24 protein-coding genes are annotated in these 18,777 nt (G+C 45.3%); 2 read left to right on the top strand and 22 right to left on the bottom strand.

All coding sequences use genetic code 11. From position 1 onward, the window contains the following. Positions 1–71 precede the first annotated feature (71 nt). Positions 72–644 (top strand): papain-like cysteine protease family protein, encoded by a 573-nt coding sequence (locus tag SB752_RS18990; protein ID WP_410717140.1) that lies wholly within the window; start codon positions 72–74, stop codon positions 642–644. A 277-nt stretch (positions 645–921) separates the two neighbouring features. Then, positions 922–1,170, top strand: coding sequence for an AbrB/MazE/SpoVT family DNA-binding domain-containing protein (locus SB752_RS18995; protein ID WP_410717141.1), 249 nt, complete (start codon positions 922–924; stop codon positions 1,168–1,170). 131 nt (positions 1,171–1,301) lie between these two features. Here SB752_RS18995 and SB752_RS19000 read toward each other — a convergent pair whose 3' ends face one another. The 22 genes from SB752_RS19000 to SB752_RS19105 form a co-directional block, all read right to left on the bottom strand. After that, entirely contained in the window at positions 1,302–3,212 is a 1,911-nt protein-coding gene (locus tag SB752_RS19000) for a S8 family peptidase (protein ID WP_410717142.1), read from the bottom strand. A 40-nt stretch (positions 3,213–3,252) separates the two neighbouring features. After that, positions 3,253–3,540, bottom strand: coding sequence for a hypothetical protein (locus SB752_RS19005; RefSeq protein ID WP_410717143.1), 288 nt, complete (start codon positions 3,538–3,540; stop codon positions 3,253–3,255). Positions 3,541–3,714: 174 nt separating this feature from the next. Beyond that, positions 3,715–5,055 (bottom strand): peptidoglycan DD-metalloendopeptidase family protein, encoded by a 1,341-nt coding sequence (locus tag SB752_RS19010; protein WP_410717144.1) that lies wholly within the window; start codon positions 5,053–5,055, stop codon positions 3,715–3,717. Then, positions 5,052–5,309, bottom strand: coding sequence for a hypothetical protein (locus tag SB752_RS19015; protein WP_410717145.1), 258 nt, complete (start codon positions 5,307–5,309; stop codon positions 5,052–5,054). Before SB752_RS19015 ends, SB752_RS19010 begins: the two co-directional genes overlap by 4 nt. Further along, positions 5,310–5,564 (bottom strand): hemolysin XhlA family protein, encoded by a 255-nt coding sequence (locus SB752_RS19020; protein WP_289142448.1) that lies wholly within the window; start codon positions 5,562–5,564, stop codon positions 5,310–5,312. It abuts the gene before it with no gap. Between the two features lie 112 nt (positions 5,565–5,676). Then, positions 5,677–5,811, bottom strand: a complete 135-nt coding sequence (locus SB752_RS19025) for a CD1375 family protein (RefSeq protein WP_255323533.1) — start codon at positions 5,809–5,811, stop codon at positions 5,677–5,679. Positions 5,812–5,896: 85 nt separating this feature from the next. After that, positions 5,897–6,250 carry a hypothetical protein gene (locus SB752_RS19030; protein WP_410717146.1) on the bottom strand — a complete coding sequence of 118 codons (354 nt, stop codon included), beginning with the start codon at positions 6,248–6,250 and terminating at the stop codon, positions 5,897–5,899. 19 nt (positions 6,251–6,269) lie between these two features. Continuing rightward, positions 6,270–8,321 (bottom strand): hypothetical protein, encoded by a 2,052-nt coding sequence (locus tag SB752_RS19035; RefSeq protein ID WP_410717147.1) that lies wholly within the window; start codon positions 8,319–8,321, stop codon positions 6,270–6,272. Between the two features lie 16 nt (positions 8,322–8,337). Further along, positions 8,338–9,000: a baseplate wedge 1 family protein gene (locus SB752_RS19040; RefSeq protein WP_410717148.1), complete on the bottom strand. Its 663-nt coding sequence runs from the start codon at positions 8,998–9,000 to the stop codon at positions 8,338–8,340. Positions 9,001–9,007: 7 nt separating this feature from the next. Beyond that, positions 9,008–10,189 (bottom strand): baseplate J/gp47 family protein, encoded by a 1,182-nt coding sequence (locus tag SB752_RS19045; RefSeq protein WP_410717149.1) that lies wholly within the window; start codon positions 10,187–10,189, stop codon positions 9,008–9,010. Beyond that, positions 10,189–10,554, bottom strand: coding sequence for a contractile injection system sheath initiator (locus SB752_RS19050; protein WP_410717150.1), 366 nt, complete (start codon positions 10,552–10,554; stop codon positions 10,189–10,191). The genes SB752_RS19045 and SB752_RS19050 overlap by 1 nt, the downstream gene beginning before the upstream one ends. After that, positions 10,551–11,150 carry a Gp138 family membrane-puncturing spike protein gene (locus SB752_RS19055; RefSeq protein ID WP_410717151.1) on the bottom strand — a complete coding sequence of 200 codons (600 nt, stop codon included), beginning with the start codon at positions 11,148–11,150 and terminating at the stop codon, positions 10,551–10,553. The genes SB752_RS19050 and SB752_RS19055 overlap by 4 nt, the downstream gene beginning before the upstream one ends. A gap of 4 nt (positions 11,151–11,154) precedes the next feature. Further along, positions 11,155–12,630 (bottom strand): phage protein, encoded by a 1,476-nt coding sequence (locus tag SB752_RS19060; RefSeq protein ID WP_410717152.1) that lies wholly within the window; start codon positions 12,628–12,630, stop codon positions 11,155–11,157. Positions 12,631–12,749: 119 nt separating this feature from the next. Further along, positions 12,750–13,085, bottom strand: a complete 336-nt coding sequence (locus SB752_RS19065) for a phage baseplate plug family protein (protein WP_410717153.1) — start codon at positions 13,083–13,085, stop codon at positions 12,750–12,752. A gap of 8 nt (positions 13,086–13,093) precedes the next feature. Further along, on the bottom strand, positions 13,094–13,669 hold the full coding sequence (locus tag SB752_RS19070) for a phage baseplate protein (protein WP_410717154.1): 576 nt from the start codon (positions 13,667–13,669) through the stop codon (positions 13,094–13,096). 15 nt (positions 13,670–13,684) lie between these two features. Beyond that, the gene (locus SB752_RS19075) at positions 13,685–15,565 is read right to left on the bottom strand and encodes a hypothetical protein (RefSeq protein WP_410717155.1); all 1,881 of its coding nucleotides are present in this window, start codon (positions 15,563–15,565) and stop codon (positions 13,685–13,687) included. After that, positions 15,562–15,705 carry a DUF6889 family protein gene (locus SB752_RS19080; protein ID WP_410717156.1) on the bottom strand — a complete coding sequence of 48 codons (144 nt, stop codon included), beginning with the start codon at positions 15,703–15,705 and terminating at the stop codon, positions 15,562–15,564. Before SB752_RS19080 ends, SB752_RS19075 begins: the two co-directional genes overlap by 4 nt. Before the next feature lie 41 nt (positions 15,706–15,746). Continuing rightward, positions 15,747–16,235: a phage tail assembly chaperone gene (locus SB752_RS19085; protein ID WP_410717157.1), complete on the bottom strand. Its 489-nt coding sequence runs from the start codon at positions 16,233–16,235 to the stop codon at positions 15,747–15,749. 57 nt (positions 16,236–16,292) lie between these two features. Further along, the gene (locus tag SB752_RS19090) at positions 16,293–16,730 is read right to left on the bottom strand and encodes a tail tube family protein (RefSeq protein WP_410717158.1); all 438 of its coding nucleotides are present in this window, start codon (positions 16,728–16,730) and stop codon (positions 16,293–16,295) included. Positions 16,731–16,750: 20 nt separating this feature from the next. Further along, complete coding sequence (locus SB752_RS19095; protein WP_410717159.1) at positions 16,751–17,845, bottom strand: DUF3383 family protein; 1,095 nt, start codon at positions 17,843–17,845, stop codon at positions 16,751–16,753. A gap of 18 nt (positions 17,846–17,863) precedes the next feature. Further along, positions 17,864–18,400, bottom strand: a complete 537-nt coding sequence (locus SB752_RS19100; RefSeq protein ID WP_410717160.1) for a phage neck terminator protein — start codon at positions 18,398–18,400, stop codon at positions 17,864–17,866. After that, the gene (locus SB752_RS19105; RefSeq protein ID WP_410717161.1) at positions 18,401–18,769 is read right to left on the bottom strand and encodes a hypothetical protein; all 369 of its coding nucleotides are present in this window, start codon (positions 18,767–18,769) and stop codon (positions 18,401–18,403) included. It lies immediately after the preceding gene. Positions 18,770–18,777: the final 8 nt, after the last annotated feature.

Raw genomic sequence — 18,777 nt, forward strand, 5'->3', positions numbered from 1 at the left:
ATTGCAATTTTTGTATTTTTATAATAAGATTAGTTTTGCAGTAAACTTTTTACATAAATAGGAGGTTTGTGATGACGGTTTCATTAAGATTCAAAAGTTTCTTTACCCTGTTAATGGCAGCAGTTCTTTTGCTTTTGCCGAACACCTCTGCTTTTGCAGGAGTGGTGGATTACCCACCACCGCAGTTAAAGATTAAACATGCTCCCCAAGAGTATTCACAATGGTGCTGGAGTGCCATGTCCGTTATGATTTTGGATTATTACGGAGAAAAAATGACCCAGAGTGAATACGCTAAGTATGTAAATGGCCATACAAAAAACGTTCAAATAATGGATTTCGAATTCACTGAAGCCCTAGATGAAAAGGGCATTACTGGGAAAATGATACCACGCAAAGAAACTACTTATAAAAAAATTACATCATCAATTGATCTAGGTCAGCCAGTAGCAATATTAACAAAAAATCACAGAACAGGAAATGGACACATAATTCTCGTCATTGGTCATTTCATGAAAGATGGTCAAGAAGCTCTAATTATTAACGACCCAGGTCAGATGGTTACAGACTGGATTTTCTTTGATGAAATCGGAACTGGTAACATAGAATGGCAACAAACTTGGCTTAATATCAAAAAGACAAAGTAATACATTTGCTAGATAAGGGGATGGCCAACGTGCCGTCCCCTCGCTTTTTTATAAAGGTAAATTCTCAGACATTCTGTTCTCGCTGATATAGCATTTCGGAGACTCACACCCCCATGCACACGCCTGCTTTCCTCCAAACAGAGCAAAACCATTTCGATTCCGATCCGGTAAATACTCGTATCTCCCAAAAAGTTCCTTCTTTTGTTTACCTTTTCAATTTTAGGATTGTTTAAATTCGTAAAATTCACTATTATCTATATAAAAATGGAGGAATACGATGAAAGCAACAGGGGTTGTTAGAAAAGTCGATGAGCTGGGGCGTATCGTGCTTCCGAAGGAACTACGAGACATTTTTGATATTAACATCAAAGATCCGCTAGAGTTCTATGTTGATGATGAACGTATCATATTGAAGAAGTATGAACCCGCATGTGTATTCTGTGGGAATGCCTTGAACACTTTACACTTTAAAGGGAAACTGATCTGTTCATCCTGTGTTAGTGAAGCAAAAAATGAATCGGAATAAACAGAAGAAACCCTCCCCGGACAAAAAATCCGAAGGAGGGTTTTCGACATTTACATGTATTTCTTCAACCATTCTACAACTGCTGGATAAATCAGATTTACGGCTTATTTATAGGCCACTAGTATTTATGGTTAACCTGCTGATAAAGTAACACCGTCTCCAGTGAGCTCTACATTGTCGATTACTACAAAGTTGGCACCAGTGACTTTGCTTCCGGTTCGTACAAATTTGAATACGATTGTATTCACCCCAGCGTTCAGTGTTGTTTCGAAAAGTGCATGCTCGCTCATACTGCCTGATTTATCAAGGATGGTCACACCGTTCACTGTAACGATCAGCTTGTCATAATTTGCTTCGGATAACGTCTGGTAGTAGAACGACAGTACTGCTGTTTTTCCTGCTGGTACAGTTGCTTTAAACGATGTTTGGGATGTCATACCGGTTCCAATCGCTGCGCTTCTGTAACCATACATAGATTTAAAACCGAAATTAGAGTAGCGGTACCAGTCACCAGTGAATGGAATCGTAAAGTTGTTGTCCTCAAAGTCTTCCTTAATGACAGTTCCAGCAGCCACTACATTGAGGGTAAAAGAACCCGTCTGAGAGCCACTGTATCCGCAAACCATAATATAGTAGGTTTGACCGGCTACAAGGTCGACTTTCAGCTTTGGCTGAGAGTTTCCGGCCCCATCATCGTCCTGTGCAATTTGATCGTAGTTCGCATCATAGATACGAGCATAAAGATCAAGGGAGCTAGTGGTAGAAATGTAATAACGTTGTGTCTTACTTGGTACATATTTAAAGAATTTTCCAAGTCCATTCGTCAGTGAGTTGGTAACGCTGTTACCAGACATTACGATAGCGGTAGAAGTCAGTTTACCCGGGTAATCAGCATGTGTTGTCCAAGGTGATCTTACCATACCATATCCAAAATCTTTATCTTTACCAGGAGCGCCCAACTCTTCGACGTAATTTTCGATGAGGAACTTAATATCGTCTGGTGAATAACCTGGATTCATTTGTCTGTATAAAGCTGCCAAACCAGTTACATGCGGTGCAGCACAAGATGTTCCGTTAAAGGCTCTATAAGATGAACTTAATGATACATAGTCTGTTCCAGCTTTGTTTGCTGCACTTGCTGTTGTCGTCATAACTGGATCAGCCGGGGCAGCTACACTGATTTCTGGACCACGACTGGAGTAGGGTGCAGGTTGTTTGTTTGCCTTTAGCGCTGACACTGCAATAACAAAATCATATTTAGCAGGATAACGTACACTGTTATTGGGATCACTCAACTCAATGCGCTCATTCCCGGCAGCACAAACGATGACTGCACCACTATCATATGCAGCTTGAAATGCTGCCGTTGTACCTTTATGTTCCAAATACCGACTAAAACTACAATTTATTACTTTGACACCTTGACTGATTAACCAATTGATTCCATTTACAACAGCTTCAGAATTTATAGACCTATAATCTGGATCGTTGTCGTCCACCTTGACACCATAAAGTAGTACGTCAGGAGCGACACCAACATAGCCAGAAGCGTTGTCTTTTCCCGCAATAATACCAGCAACACTAGTACCGTGGTCATGTCTGTCTGCTTCAGCGGGTGTTGTTCCACCGTGAACAGCTGTATAGGCATTGTATCGTGCCGTCCATGTTAAATCCTCATGGTTTGCACAACCAGAGTCAAGGATTCCAACTTTAACACCTGCACCTGTCCATCCTCGAGAACGGAACTGAGCAATGTCACTGAAGTTTGTACTGTGTGACCATTCAGTGATTTGGGCCATATTCAAGTCAAATGTACAACTTTCTTCTACAGCAAGTACATTAGGATCTTTACGTAATTCCTCAAGTATCTCATCCCCTGCATCTTCAAGCAAAAAAACACGAGGAATATTTTCTAATTCGTGTTTTACTTTCACCTTCTTACCTTTTGCAGTATGCTTTGCAAGATGATTCTCAAGTTTTAATTTGTTTTTCTGATGGCTTTTCTCTTGCTCTTTAAATGTGATCATGTGAAGTTTACTCATAATCTCTCTCCTTTGTGATCTAAACTTGTAATAATAAAATTCAGTAGCGATACACACCGACTTTTTTGAGACAGTGCAGCACAATGATAGATTCTGAAATCCACCAGATCGGACACAAGCTTCTCTTTAAGGTGACATACAAATCCCCTCCTTCATCTACCAAATCGCGAGCAATGCCCGCCGAGCAGAGAGCGAGTGGACGAGCCTTAAACTCGCATAAGTGTGCGGCGATTTCGCCTGTTTCCCCGCTGGCCGGGTACAACAAAAACCACCCGGCAAATGTACCGGATGGCTTGTTGTCTCTCTTTATTTCTTTCGCTTGACTCAAGTATAATCCAGATTCGGAAAAGAAAGGCAAAATGAACGTCAGTGTCAGGTTGTGTAAACCAGTGTCATCCTCTCGATTTTATCTTGGAGATTTTGCAGTCGCTTCCATTTGCTTTTTGTTCCAAAAAGTAGAAAAGCCCTCCCGCCGGGTAATCCGGAAGGAGGGCATCGCAATCTAGATATATTTTTTCAACCATTCTACTACTGCTGGGTGTGTCAGATTTACAGCCTCACATCCTGGAGAGCTTTCCCTCACACTTCCTTTTTGGATACCCACAGAAGCAAAATTGACTATTACTCCAACTACATCACCATATTCATTAACTGCAGCTCCACCACTGTTACCGTGTTGGGCAGCTATGGAACAGTCAAATTCCCATGGTTCCTTTGCTGTACTGATTTGGCACAACTGTCCGCTACGTGTTATCCATTCTGTGTACTCTGCTTCCACGGTCAAAAGTTTTTGTCCTGTGACAAGTGGTTCTGTATTCACTGGCAGATACGGTAAATTTGCCGGGGCGTTCTCAATCCGGTACAGCGCTAGATCCACAGCATCCTTTCCGATCCCCGGATGCTCAGAAACCATAGCAGCAGTATACCAATCACGCGAATTTGTCTTAAAACGGAAGGACGCCCGTCCTTTAGATACGTGTTTGGCTGTAAGCAGTAGTCCACCTTTCAACAAGACGCCTGTGCCGCCACCACCTACATCCACATGGACACTCGCAGCCAGTGTGAGCTTTTCAATATCTGCCCATGACTTCGGCTTCTTAACTGGCTGTTCTGGTTCTGGTTTTGGCTTCGGTTGCTCCGGTTTTGGTGTCTCCGGTACTGGTGTTGCCAACTTCTTAGCCATGTTTTGGATGAGCAAAGCCGCATAGTCTCCCCGTACCGTACCACCTTCAAATGCGTTTTCTAGCCAATATGCAGGTGACTGAATGACCTGTTCGCTTTGAAGCACCTTCAACGCCTCTTTTGTCTTCTCGTCTGGTTGTTTATTCACAGGTTTATCAACAGGTTTGGGATTATTTTGTGCTTTGTTGAAGTAATCATCCAGATACTTAACAGGCTCGAAACAATTCTTTTCGCGATCCGCGATCCATCCGAATTGAGGTGATGAGGCTTTGCGAATCTCGTAGTGAAGATGGCTGCCAGCACCTGGATTACTTGGTGTTGGTTTCGGCGCTACGCTCCCCGTGTTCCCTTGCCTCCCAATCAATTGTCCTTGCTTTACTTTATCGCCAACCTTTACAGAAACACCGTCCAAATGCGCGTAGCAGTGCAAGTGGCCCGTTTCTGAATCGCGGATTGCCACAACAATCCCATAGCCGCCGAAACCACTCCCTGCAACACCTTCCTTTGCATGGATGACTTCTCCGGCTACAAAAGCGTTGATAGGTGCTTTATGCGTTTTAACCAAATCGATGCCTGTATGAAATTCACGATTACCATTGATCGGGCTTGGACGCCAGCCAAACGGCGATGTTACCCGGTACTCTTGCATAGCAGGTATCACTTTTGATCACTCTCCCGCCACTGGAATGTATTTTTCATGCCAGAATGAATTCCAATCGCCCCAAGCGCTTCAATGAAAGCCATTTTACCAGCTTCCAGAAAGTCTCCATGAAACAAGAATGCGTTGGTCAAATTAAAAGCGACCGCCAAGAAGACGATCGTCAGTGGAATGAGACTATTGGGGAACTTCTCTCGGCCTTTCAGCCATCCTCCGATTGCTATAACAACGGCAATCACCAATCCAATTTCGATCATTTACGATACCCCTTTCCAGAATAGAGCAATCGCCCCAGTGATGACCGCGCCAATGACAGTCCTCCAGAGCCACTTCTGATTGTCCTTTATTTCGTCCAGACGCTTATGTGCTGATTTGCCATATTGTAAGGCTTCATTTGCCGTATCCTTGGCTTTTTCTGCTATTGTCTGTACGTCGGTCATAGAGTCAATCTTTGTCTCTACCCGAACTACGCGCTCACGAATGTCTGACAACATGCGTGTCTGTTCATCCATTGCTCATCTGCCTCCTCACCCCCTCGGGGCAATAAAAATAGCCCCGATCGGATCGAGGCTGGCTCATGGTCATGATGTCATAAGAAAACGCCCCCTCCACTTGGAAAGAGCGTTACGCCAAAGGCTTACCGTCTGTACCCAGACCCATAGATTCCAGGTCAGTTTGTACCGCATCCTTCAGGTTTGCAGGAATCTGGTCAAATGTACGGCGACCATTGATAATCAAGCTTACGCATACCAATACCATTGTTTTTTCACCTCCTTTCAAGCATAAAAAAATAAGCCATATCCATAGTCGTTGAAGCATGTTTCCTGCCTCCTTCTATGTGGGCTTATGTCAGTGGTCCTGTGACCATTTCATATAGCTGTAAAACGGCTTCTTGGGTATCCAAATTTGCCTTTTTGTTTTCCTCTGTGGCAATTTCTAGCTGAGAAATTCTGTCTTCTTCTGGAAGAGGAAGAGTGGCGTATTCATACCACAGCTCTTTCGTTTGTGGATTGTAAAACAGCATTACTTGCTTATCTGGGTGAAATTCTTTTTGCGGCTCTGATTCTACTAGCGCACCCTTTTCCAACAGCTCTTGTTCCGTTTTGCCTAATCCATGAATTTCATCAAAAGGCATGTAATGCGTAAAAGTTACAAGCGCTTTTGTGTCTGTGATCCTCTCAAATTGAATAAATATCATTATGTGCATACCCCTTTCTTTATAATCCGTAAATAACAGTCATTCCTGGTATGATACTTTGCGATTGAACAAACGCGATAAAATTATCTGAATTTGGGTTTGCAGCAACGCGGGTGGCGGTACACGGAACTTTGTCGATATATGAGTAATTAAATCTATTGAAAACCAATATGTGACCACTATGGGTTGTCAAAAAGATTCTAGTTTTACCAAAGGCGATAGTGCCCGCGTTGTAGTCGTTATTTGTGTATGAACCCAATTCTGCACTTGCTGCAACTAGTTCCGTTTTCCCGGTGCCGTCGGCTTTCCATTTGACTGTTGCACCTATCATTTCTGGAACCCAAATGTTGTTATCTCCGCTGAAAATCTCGAAATAATTCTTTGTATAGCCGTCATTTATAGGGGTTGATACCGTTGTGCCCGTGGTATTAACCTTGTAAATTTGATAATTCCCTAGTGTAAACACTTCGCCATCATCTGTTGCTTTTAGCCCTTTCGGCACTTCTGGTGTTACCGGTGATGTCCAAATCGGCGAGCCGTCAGTCAGTGTATATTTTTTTATCTTTTTGGCTGTGATGTCGGCTGTAAACAACCCTGTCGAGCATCCACAAATATACTTTTCACTCGATGTAACTGTTTTTGACCAAACCAATCCGCCGTCACTCACTCGCCTTTTTCCTAATGTGGTTCCTGAGAGGTAATAAAAACAATCCTCCGCTCTATTCAACCACACATAAGTACCGTCGGTTCCAAGTTGGACGTTGTAAACCTCGACAAAATCCTGCCTTATCCGTCGCATAATCGGATATCCAGCTGTTACTATTAACATATCGCCATTGTCTAGCATTTCCGCGAAAATACTGAACGGGTCAGGGATATTATACAAGTTGTAAAGCACTCGTCTTCCCAAAATGCTGTAATATTTTTTAGGCGATCCAGTGACACCGAAAATAGTCTTTCCAGTAACGATGTTTTCAGGAAGCAAGTTGAGATCACCTTCAACGTAACCAGCGCCATTGTGATATCCGTAAGTGATCGGTTGGTTTGCTCTAGTTGGTTTGATGATAACAGTGCCTCTGTTGGGCATCGTGCCTGCCGTGCCAGCGATGGTTGTTCCTGTCAAAACGTTTGCTGCCGGAACAACAACTCCTTTTACCACCCCTGACCCATTGTGATATCCGTTCAATATCGCTTGATCGGTAGGGCCTGGTATAATCGTTACTGCGCCCCTGTTCGGCATCGATCCGGATATGTCTCCTTCATCTGTTGAAGCAGTTTTGCCGCTCAAAATGTCACCTGCTGTTGCATTTCCTGCCCCCCCTTCACCCTGTAAGATAAAATTTCCCGTTGTAGCATTGTACCGGAAAGTATAGATACCATTTGCTTTCAGATTTGTTGCGTCAACTCCATTTGCTTTCTTTAAAGGCTTTGCCCCTAATTTGTTGACGTTAATCGTTGCAGGTCCCGCATTAGAATTTGCATGGATTTTTAATACGATTTGCATTCCATCCACGTATGCAGCAGGTGGTGTTGCAAACGTAACGACATAAGCATTCACGTTACCTGTAGTAACTCCATATAACGGATGTTTGACGTTGTCCTTAATATGGTCCTCAAATTCTTCATACGTCACAAATCCACTTGGCGAAATGACTGCTGTTACTTGGCTTGCACTTCCTACCGCAATGTTTACCTGAAACTCCCGCGAAAATGGTCCAGCTGAAATGGGCGGGATGTAATCACCCTTCGTTCCTGCATTTGTATATCCATACAGGATTTCGCCCAAATCTGGGTCTTGTGCATAAATCCCAATCTCGCACGAGTACGTAGATTGGGTAATATCTGTGTTTTCAAAGCGACCTTTGACATGGGCGGTCGCACCCGTTCTGCTAAACCCATAAATAGGAACCCAACCAATAGGCTGTACCAGATCGGTCAGAACAGCTGGATCACCGCTGTATGAACCCGACCCAATCCGCATGCGCGTGTAATTGATCGCAATACCTGACTGTGCTTTTGCGTATAGATTCTTTCCTTGTTGTGTGATGACCATAATAGGATAAAGTGCCACTTCAGTTCTCCCCTCCTTATAAAGCTTCTGAAGAAATCGCAATGCGGTCGCAACCGCTCACAACTCCGCCTACATAATCCATTCGATTCGCCTCCGACAGCCACCAATCTTGAGGCATTTCAGAGTTAACGGTTGTAATGTCTTTGCCAGTCACAAGCATGCCAACATAGTCCATCCGATCCACTTCTGATTGCCAAGAAATGTTGATACGGACGGTGGACGGTTTAGGAATGATGTATCCCACCGTGACAAGCAATACGCTGTGGAGACCTAAATCACCACGAATAATTGCTTTCATGGTCATGTCCTGGTTGTCATTTATTTTAAGGCGCGCCGTTGGAAACAGATTGTCCCACATGTCATATATTTGTGGGAGTGTACCATCCCACTGGTTCTGAGCAATTTTAGCTTTTAACGCAATACGATAAATGTCGTCATCCATGATGGGAGAGGTTCCATCTTCCAATTGAAAAGGCAGGTACCTTGACCTGCCCACCAAATCCCCTACTGTATCGAGTTGGACACCGACTGCCTTCTCAACCGAAAATGCTTCCGGTATGCTTTCTGCTATTTTTACGGCTGCATCTTCTCTCTCTAGCATGACGTTTAACCAGCGCATGAATTTGTCTTTGTTCCAGTGTTGTGACGTGATTAAATCACGATACGATTCTATCGCCATTTTTGGATCACCCCACAACATTCACGGTGACATTGACTTTGGATCCCCGAACAGCTTCAAAAAACAGCAAGGGTATATCTGCTGTTGATTGTGATTTTCCCAGTCGTGCCGCTGTCAAACTGGTAATAGAAAAGGTGGGGCTCGTCAGTACCCTATTGGCTTGCAAAGCAGCTCCCCATAAACTTGAAATGACCAGGGTCGTGTTACCCATCGAAACACTATTAATAAAGTCGGCCACATAACTCTTGATGTCATCCTCTGTCTGCGTGGTAAATCCAGCGAGTCGCTTAACATGTACGACAACAGCAATATCTACATAGGTAGGACGATAATATCGAATGGGTGTGGGTTCGTCGTACATATCCGTCACCATTTTTGTTGTGGTTCCGTTCGTATAGCCTCCTGGTGTTTTGCGCTTGGCAATGGTTTGTGCAATCTCCTGATCGTCGCCACCCTCCACTACTGCTGTGATTGAGTGCGGAGGATGCCCCATCTCGTTCGTTTGGCCTGTGTCATTCTCGTATACTACGTACCTCGTCACGCCACTCAGGCCTGCGATAGCACCCTTTATGCCTTCTAACACCGTTCGGCTTGGATTCGCTGTACTAATGGCTTGACGCGCTTTCAGCTGAGGGTCACTCTCGGTATATTTACCAGGGACGGCGGCTTCCGGGTTTGTGACGCTTGTCCATCCCAATGTAGGAGTGACGATTCCTGTAATCGTATTGGCTTCTGCTTCTATGGGGCCTGGCGTCTGACAGGTTGCCGTCGTGGCATAGATCCCTTCTGATCCAATCGTGATAGATGAAGGCAGGGACCAGAAGTTCCCCGCATTATCCGAAACAATGCCATCCTTGATAATGGTACCCGGTGTTCCCCCGACGACTGCCGGTGCTTTTGAATACGCATCCCCTAATCGTTTAATCCCGTTGATTCCAACAATCACGTCCAAACCTGGCCCCATTGCAGTAGCTGGTCCTCGACTGTTGTACACAGCTTGGCAGATCAGATAGGAGTCATATAGCTTATTGGCAAAGACAGAAATTAACTGATAGTCCAGACTGTCATTTCCGAGATAGATGTCTTGCCCAAAAATCTGTTTGGCTTGACTGATCAGGTCATCTCTAATGTCTGTATAAGAGGGCATATGATAACCCGTTTCATCAATGTAAGGAGCGAAGTAAGCCATTATTCCATTTCCCTCCTTCCGAATGACATTGTAATGGGAATGGCTTCGCCAAAATCGGTTTCAGCCGTGCATTGGAACCTATAGGTTCGATCTTCATATGTGCTCTGGAAATTCATGATCTGGCTGACATGTGGCGTTTCGATAATCCTTGCTTGTACCAACAGGTCCACACCTTTTATGTTATCTGGATGACCTATCGTACCAAGTATGTTTTGAAAGAGAGGCAAACCATCGTCCAGCTGCTCCCACCATTCCTCCATGAAAAGCTTCAATCGGGTATAGATTGCCTGCCCAACAGCTGCTGCCTTCGTCAGAAACGGCCTGCCCATCGTGTAGTCACCGCCGACCATTTCCCTGTATCTCATGTGTCCACCTTCCCTCCACCACCAATCCAATCGTTATACCTTTCCTCCGTGGTCATATTTACGCCGTTCACACGAACAGCAGGAGCAACAAGGTCAATGGTTCCTGGTTTCATGCGGATGAATTCACTCCTGTCCTCATTACGCAGCTCCACATGTTTTTCAGAGAAGTCTTCCAGTTTCTTCGGCTGGCTCCATAAGCCAAGAATTGCAATCGCATCTGAAAGATCATGCCTGCGTTTTTCTATCTGGTTTTGAATGTCACCAAGAGAAAACCATGCATCTATACACATATCAGAGAAGACAACTAAGCACTCGTCATCCTTCTTAACTGGGAAGGTCAGGACGTATCCGCCCCCACGTGGGAACATTACAGGAACGTCTAGCAAGACAGGAATCTCAACCCATTGGTACTGCATGTTTTCTTGTTGTACATGCTCTCTCAATGCAATTTGGACCTCAGCTGTCTGTTTATCGGCATCAAATTTCTTGATGATCCCGGGAACGCTGACCCTCATTGTACTGAAAACCCTATCAATCATCGTGTGATATAAATCAATATCATTTTCCTTTAGCCGTTCGGGAACAGAAACCCCCATGTGATCACCTCCAAATATTTGCTCCACCGGATGGCATCAGACCTGGAATGACGCCACCTGCTTGTGACACTGTATCGCACTCGGTATACCAAGCATCTCCACGCGTATCCCCATTTTGACGAATGCCAATGATGCGATAGATGCCGGCAGCATCCAACCCTCGCTGAATTTGCCCGAATTGAAAGGTCTGCGCTTGTATTTGACTGTTATCGATCCGCACAAGCGAATTAATTTTCAATCGAGGGTTAAGCAGGCACTTGAAACTCACCCCAAAGTCAGTTTGCATCGGGGTACCGATCAATCCAGACTCTGGTGAAAGATCAACAATCTCGTTTGGTGGGTAGTCCTGAGCTGTGATGATATTCACCTTGCCATCTTCGAGGTAAAACGTAGCTGCGTTTGATTGAGCAATCTGTCGCAAGTAGTCTTTACCCAACCCGAAAAACACTTTCCCTCTTGTAAGAGCTGCGGGCTGTAAATAATTCGAAATGGTACCTTGTTGCGTTGGTACTTTTGCTTGACTGGTAACAATACCAATTTGACTCCGTGCCGTTTGCCCTTTCACAACCGAAAGAGCGACCATTCCATTATTCAGGAACCGGTCGCCATCCACAGAATTGAGTATTAATTTGTAATCAACCCCATCCTCTTTTCCCCTTATTGCTTGAATTACATTCCCTCGGAAAATAAGGCCGTACTGTTCACCTTCGTATCCAGCCTCCACGATGACGGTATCCCCTTCGTTAATAACCTGGTTTTCTGTCTCTGTATTCAAGTTGTAGATGGTGACCGTTGAAAAGTTCGGCTGCGGCGTGAGGGTTTTTTTGATATCAAACACACATCGCAAATCAGATACATCCAAAGCTGTCCCTTTGCCATTAGAAACAAGCACACGATACCTTCTCCCGTACAAAACATTACCGATCTTCTGACTCTTCGCTACAATACCGTAGTTGGTAGAGGGAAGAGTGATATCATTGATGAGATTCGCGGATTGCCCTCCACTTCCATTCCCACCGGTTGCATTACTATTCGGTACAGAAGTGGAAGGAGACCAAGAACCTCCCGCCCCGCCGCCAGCGTACTTCTGGTATATCTTTAAGCGTCGTTCATAATCCCAGTCTGGAATCTTTTTTCCTACGTAAATAAGGGAGAATTCGCGAAAATCACCTTTAGCTGCTTTCCAAGTCCTCCCGATCACTCGAACTGCAGCCGCCGTAGCCAGAGCATCATCACTTAAAACGAGCCGTGTCTGTTCTTGGAGAGTAGATGGCCACGTCTTATTAGATCTATTGGCTGCGTATTTAAATGAATCTGTATGCCACTTGGGCCATACTTGGCCCGGACCTAAAGCATTCCCGCTATCTCCAGTTTTATTGGTGAAGTTGGTTTCCGCCTCTATCGTAGCCAGAACAATGTTCAAATCTACACCTTGTACTTGTGCCTCATAGACAGCAAGGTTCTTAATGTTTTCAGCCACCTGCTCCACATCCTCTACACTTACTGAAAAGAAAAACGCCCCTATAAGGAGCGCTCTAGCAGCTGTTATGAAGTTCATCATGGCTTGGATATTTTATTTCCTATGATCTTTTCCGTCATTCAATTGTCACTCCAAACAATAAAATGTTCCTTACCCAAAGAATCAAAAGTCGGTGTTGAATTGCAGCCTGTTGTAGACACAAGCACAGCGCTTCCAATGTTTAAATAACCATGTTGCATTAATAAATTTGCCGACGGATAGTCCCCAGGTAGTAAAGGTAACGCGTCAATTAGCAATTCTCCAGTGGAGTGATTTGAGATTGCCATAAACCAGTATCCGCCAGGTTCATTGAAGGTAAGAGAAAAACCCAAAGTGATATTCTCATCGCCTATAGGTAGAGTGCATACGAAATTTTGATTCATTGATGGCACTATTGGAAGAATTACAGCAGCCACTCCTTCTTTCACCGCCCTAACAATTTTTTGAGACCTGCTTCAACAAGAATACTTTTATTTTCATTCACAGGTTCTCCTTTACCTCTATTCGCGCGATCTGTAACAGCAGGCTTGCTGCTAATCTTCACCGTGCGAACCTGTGCGACCATTATTTCACGCAATGTTACTGTGCAGCGCAGACCATTCAGCGTTTTATAATCGTCAGGAGCTGATATTTCTTCAATCAGCATGTTTTGATAAAGACCCAGCCTTGAATGCACTTGTAGCGGCACCCGGATAGCTTGTAATTCCTTCACTACTTTGAATGCTTGAACAGATCGACTCCAGCCCCCTGTGAACTGTCCAGGAATGAGACTTGTTGCTGCATCCGACATACCGATCTCCATCGTCAGTTCCTGTGGCTCAAGGTAAGAGTGATCTGTAACCGCAGCTCCAGTTTGTACAGGGTGCTCGGTAATTTTAAGGCGACTGGTGTGTGTCGACCGTAAAAAAGCATCGAAGAACCAGCCGCCAATGTTGGTTTTCAAGTAAACAAGAGAGGAAATGGGAGGCGAATCTAGATTAAGAATAGGTTTCTGTGCCATCTGTCCACCTCCACATTAGTAAGGATTTCGCATTGAGCGTTGATTCAGATTAAAGTCGTCCCATTGATTGTTTACCTCTCGCGCAACCTCCCTTGGCTGTGAGCTGGCGATGTTGAATACGGGGTTGCTGGTGTTGTAGATAAGCGTCTGCTTGGACGACGAGGTTGTGTTATACATGTAGCTATTGGCGTACATGCCACTCGCCATGGCTTCGTATTGTTGGAATGCTTCTGGGTTAATCATCATAGCCATTTTCGTGAATCCATCGTTGAGATCCTGATTGAAGGTGCGGAAACCTTTCACAAGATCGGAATCATTCAACGCTTTTTTGAATGACGGTTCCAATCCCCGCGGCAAGCTGTTAATGCTCAATTCAAGGCGGGCATCCTGCGTTTTCGATCCCTGTTCCTTTGCTTCCCATAGCGCTTCCCTCGGCATCCGTTTGTATCCGGTAGAGCTTCGTTCAGGAGCTTCGGGTTTCTCATCTTCCTCGAAAAATTCTCTTTTTGCCTCTGCCATTAGCGCATCATCACCTGTGACAAATGCCCTGGCTGACTTGAGAGAAAACGTGACAGCCTTGATAGTCTCATTGATGGTTTGAAGAGCGAACTTTAATTTACCTTCCAAAAAGTCCCCAATCCACTCGAGAACTACTTGAGTTTCTTCTAGTCCGTAGAGCTTGTCTACAAACTTGGATATCTCATTGTAAATTTCGGAAATCTCTTTTCCAAGACCAATAAACGACTCTTCAAGCCCGGATAGTGTACCTTCTTCGTTCAAATCATCAAATACATCCCCAACCCACGAACCGAAATCTTTAATGATCTGAGTGGCCGTTCCGACGTTCGTTGCAATTCCCTCTTTGAAGTTATCTAATGTGCCATTGTCATCGAACTTTCTGTACAGGCGTTCTATCCATTCAAGCCCATCTTGTATACCAGTGCCTATCTTCCCAAAAACACCTTGGAGGTTTTCACCAAAACGTTTGATTGTCCCATCATTCTTTAGCAAATCAACGAAATCCAATACCCTTTTCCAGAAGGGACCAAAAGCACTTTCGCCACCTTCAAGGTAGGTATAGAAGTCATCAAGTAGCAAAAGGATGCTCGTCAGAAGAGTAAAGGCAATCCCCAGTGGCCCGGTTCGTAAAATTAACCCTAAGCCCAGTAACGCTGCTCCAATTACCTTGATTTCCTGCGGGATTTTCTCACCCAATTTAGAAAATAACCTGTATAGATCCGTACCAGCCTTTACAATCGTGAACCCGAGCCTGCCTACCCAGCTTATTGCCTGCGCCACATTTTTTGTCCAGTGAGGCATGTCCTTGATGATCTTCTTGTTGATATCCTGAAGATTGCCCCTGACCCTCTTTAAAGGACCCTCCATATACTTGAACAGGTAGTAACCAATCCACTGGAGGGCGTAGCTGCCTGACAGTTTCAATTGCTGGAACTCGAACTGAATGGACTGGATGAACTTGATTTGCTCCTTAAACTCTGCAGGTGGCCTCATATCCTTGATAGAAGCCCGCAAAGTCTTGAAATCGTTCATCAACCCAGGATTAAGATACAAATCCTCAATGGTCACGCCCATTGCCTTCAGCGTCTTGTTGAGCTCTTCGGCGGCGTCCTTGGACATTCCCATCCTTCTTGCAAACTGTTCATTCGCTAGGTCGGCATTTGCCAAACTACTAAGAAAGGCGTAAACACCAGTGGTCGCGCCCACCATAGCCCCGGTAATCGCGGTGCCTGCGATGGCAAAACCCTTAGCAGCGGTACCGATGAACTTTTTGGCTCCATCTTCAACCGCCTGCATTGTATCGGACGCTTCTTGGAAAGAATCTTTGTCCACCTTCATCCCGAGAGAGACCAGATACTCTTTGATGACGTCAATCATCCGATTAACCCCCTCTGGCGCAGGTCGGCTATCTCTTCTGCTCTCCGTCTGTTTTCTTGTTTCACCTCAAGAATCTCGTGAGCGTCGAGCAAGTCGTCGAGGTCGTACACATCTTGAACCACATCGCGATGGACCCACATTCCTGCAAGAACGGGAGCGAATAGAAACTCGTCAACATTTTCTAGCCTTGCTGGGACGAAGTCAGGCCCGGAACGATTCCACCCAGGCCGCTGCCTTGAAAAAAACTTGTCAGATTAAACACAAGTGCATGGATAGTAAGCCCCATTACCAACATTGTGTCGTCCTCCAGATCCTCAACGCCAAATGTACCATTATCGTTTAGCACAGGGGCTAGACCCGCTGAAAGTGACTCGTAGCAAACTTTCAAAGCCTGCTCCTGAATGTAGGTAAAGTCTTGCTCTGAGATATTTCCAAGATGACTCATTACTGTCGAGATTACTTTGTCATCAACCTTGAAATCCTCGAAGGAGCCCTCCTTCTCGTCCTTCATTAGTCCACTTTTGAACAGTGGCATTAGTGATGTAAAAATGGGCATCAGAATTGTCGTTAACTTGATCAGGATGAATGAACCCGATCTGGCCGGAAACTTCCGAATACGGAATTTCCGACCGCTGATTTCCACGTCTTTATGCTTAACTGGTGCTTGCATGACTGATCCTCCCCAATTAAAAAAGAGCCCCTCGGCTCCCGTAGTAGTGTTATTCCATTAAGCTACTGACTGATCGATATCTGCCGCCATAAACACCCAAGAAACCTGTTGCCCTTGTGCTTGGAATGGCTTGTCCGGTAGCTTCTGAAAAGAGACGCCTGTTGATCGAATCAAATCTTGCATCGTGGACGAACGAAGCGTGATGGAAATACCAGCCCATTCCGATGTAGGGGCTTGTTCCAGGTAGTTGTACAGCTTCAACAGCCACTTATTCAGGCCAGATGTCTGTTGTACCGAAATCGTAATTGTGCCATTTCGCCCTTTGATTTTTGATACCATGACAGTTCCATCAGCAGCAACGTCATGTGCTGAGCGATCGGTTGTCATGGATACCGAGATGCTGCCAGTCCCTTCACCTGTCGCTACATACTGTCCAACAGCCGGGTGTGCAAGAACACCTGCAAGGTCAGCAAAGCTATAAGTCGTATGAGACACTTAAATTCCCCCTCCTTCCTCTAGCGATTCACCGTAACATTAACAACAACATGCTCAATAGCCCCTGCCATCTTGACTGGAACGTAAATAGGCGGTGCAACTCGCTTATCTCGTTCGTCTTGTGTTTGATCCGCGATTCGTTCAGCAAGAACCAGATAGCCCTTGGACAGCGTATCTCCCCTTTGAAGGGTCAGGATCGGAGAGCCCTTCCACACACCAGGAGCAATCGCGCCGCGGATTACCGACTTCTCGCATTGCTCTGAAATCGCACTCAGCAAGAGAGACAAGCCGTCCTCTGTTTGCGGGATTTTCTTTGCCATGACCAATGCGTTGACTGCCCCAATCTGAATTTCTGCTTGGAGCATATCGAGATTCAATACCTCGTCGAAAGAAACACCGCTCGCCATCTTCCCTTGTGTGAGCAGCTTGAATTTTGGTCCGAAATTGGTGTACACGTTCCCGTTTAGCTCTCGAATTTTCACAGCTTCCGTTGTGGAAACCTTCTCCGGCGTAACCCCTACTTCTGTTTTGTAGGCTAACGTGTAGGCCGAGTTTGCACCGCCCGTGTTAGCTCCCATCGCATAACCCATTGCTGCAACGGCTGCATGTGGAGTGGTGCTGTATTGTCCGAATGTCCGTTTATACGACTTGTTTTTCAACGTCTCCATGATGTTACCGGTAACGATCTCATCCTTGGTCGTGTAAAAGTACACAGACGCTGGTTCCATCGCTTCCACTGCGGCTGCCACTGCCTCAATCTCCCCTGCAGTCGCATCCACTACATAGCAAGCATACCAATCGTTGTTTGCTGATCGGCAAGCCGTGATTGCTTCTGAGGCGGTTTCACCATTTGCTGCATCCCAACTACCAACTACGAGTTTGACCGGAGTCGGGTTCTGACTGAAATAAATGGTAGCAGCTGCGCATTCAGGATCAGATTCTTCCCATCCGTCTGACTTCATATCTGACAGGCTAGAGTATATCTTGACCCGATCTGAGATAGGGATTTTTGTCGATTTCCCCACGAGCAAACCGATGTCAAAGGTTCCAGCGCTCTGCGCCATAGGTGACACTATGACATTCACGCGTACAATTTCATCAAGAGATAGTGCCAATCAAAACACCTGCCTTTCTTATCTGTCTGGAACTACTTTTATTTCTGCTGCCTCAATGTAATGAACAGTAGAGCTACGTACGACCCTTTCGTTGAATCTGGCTGTAAAGGACGTTCGCTCCCACCATTGTCCACCAAACAGCTCAGGCAATCGAACGGGAGCAGGCACATCAGTTACAAGATGCATGGGCGAGAATAGCAGCGGACTCCTGAACAGTCCAGCGCGCACTCTGTCTGCATCATCAAAGCTACTCGGTCCGTAGAACGTCCATTGTACTTGATGGACACGGGTATAGCTCGATATGTTATCGGCTGTTGTCTCGCTTGTCTGGGAGTAGCTTCGCTCTACTAGTTGTGCGTAAGCGTCATTTGCAGGCGAGACAATAATAAACCCGACATTATCGGTACGCTGCCATGATGGAGCACCTTCTGCCGGGTATCCTTTTCGAATGCGTTTTTGACTTTCTTTCTTGTTCGGATCAAGACCAAGGATTTTAATTGTGCATTCCCAAAAAATATCTTGAATTTCAGATAGCGTAAGTGCTTGATCTGCCATCTAGTCACCTGCTTTTCTCTGGCCAACTGCTTTGTAAAAACCATAGTCGCCGTAAGGAAACACCTTTATCAGCTTGTATCTATTTCCTTTCCATTCCACTACATCGGTCGTACCTTCTATAGGGGCGTTCCCATCACCAGATTCAAACAATTCCTGAGTCGAATAGAAACACATTAACCCAGTAACGCGATCACCTTCTGGTATTTGTTCCAGAGTCTCTGCATCCGCAACGATAACGGGTCCTGTCATCTTCAATGGTGTTTCGTCGGATGGTACCCAGTCACCCCTTATCCATTCGCCTGCCTTGCGGTGGACAGTATACGTCTGCGCAAAATCAGGATCAGTAATCACTTCACTAACATCGATCACATAATCAT

This window comes from Brevibacillus sp. SIMBA_040 (assembly GCF_046535075.1).
Taxonomy (GTDB): Bacteria; Bacillota; Bacilli; order Brevibacillales; family Brevibacillaceae; genus Brevibacillus.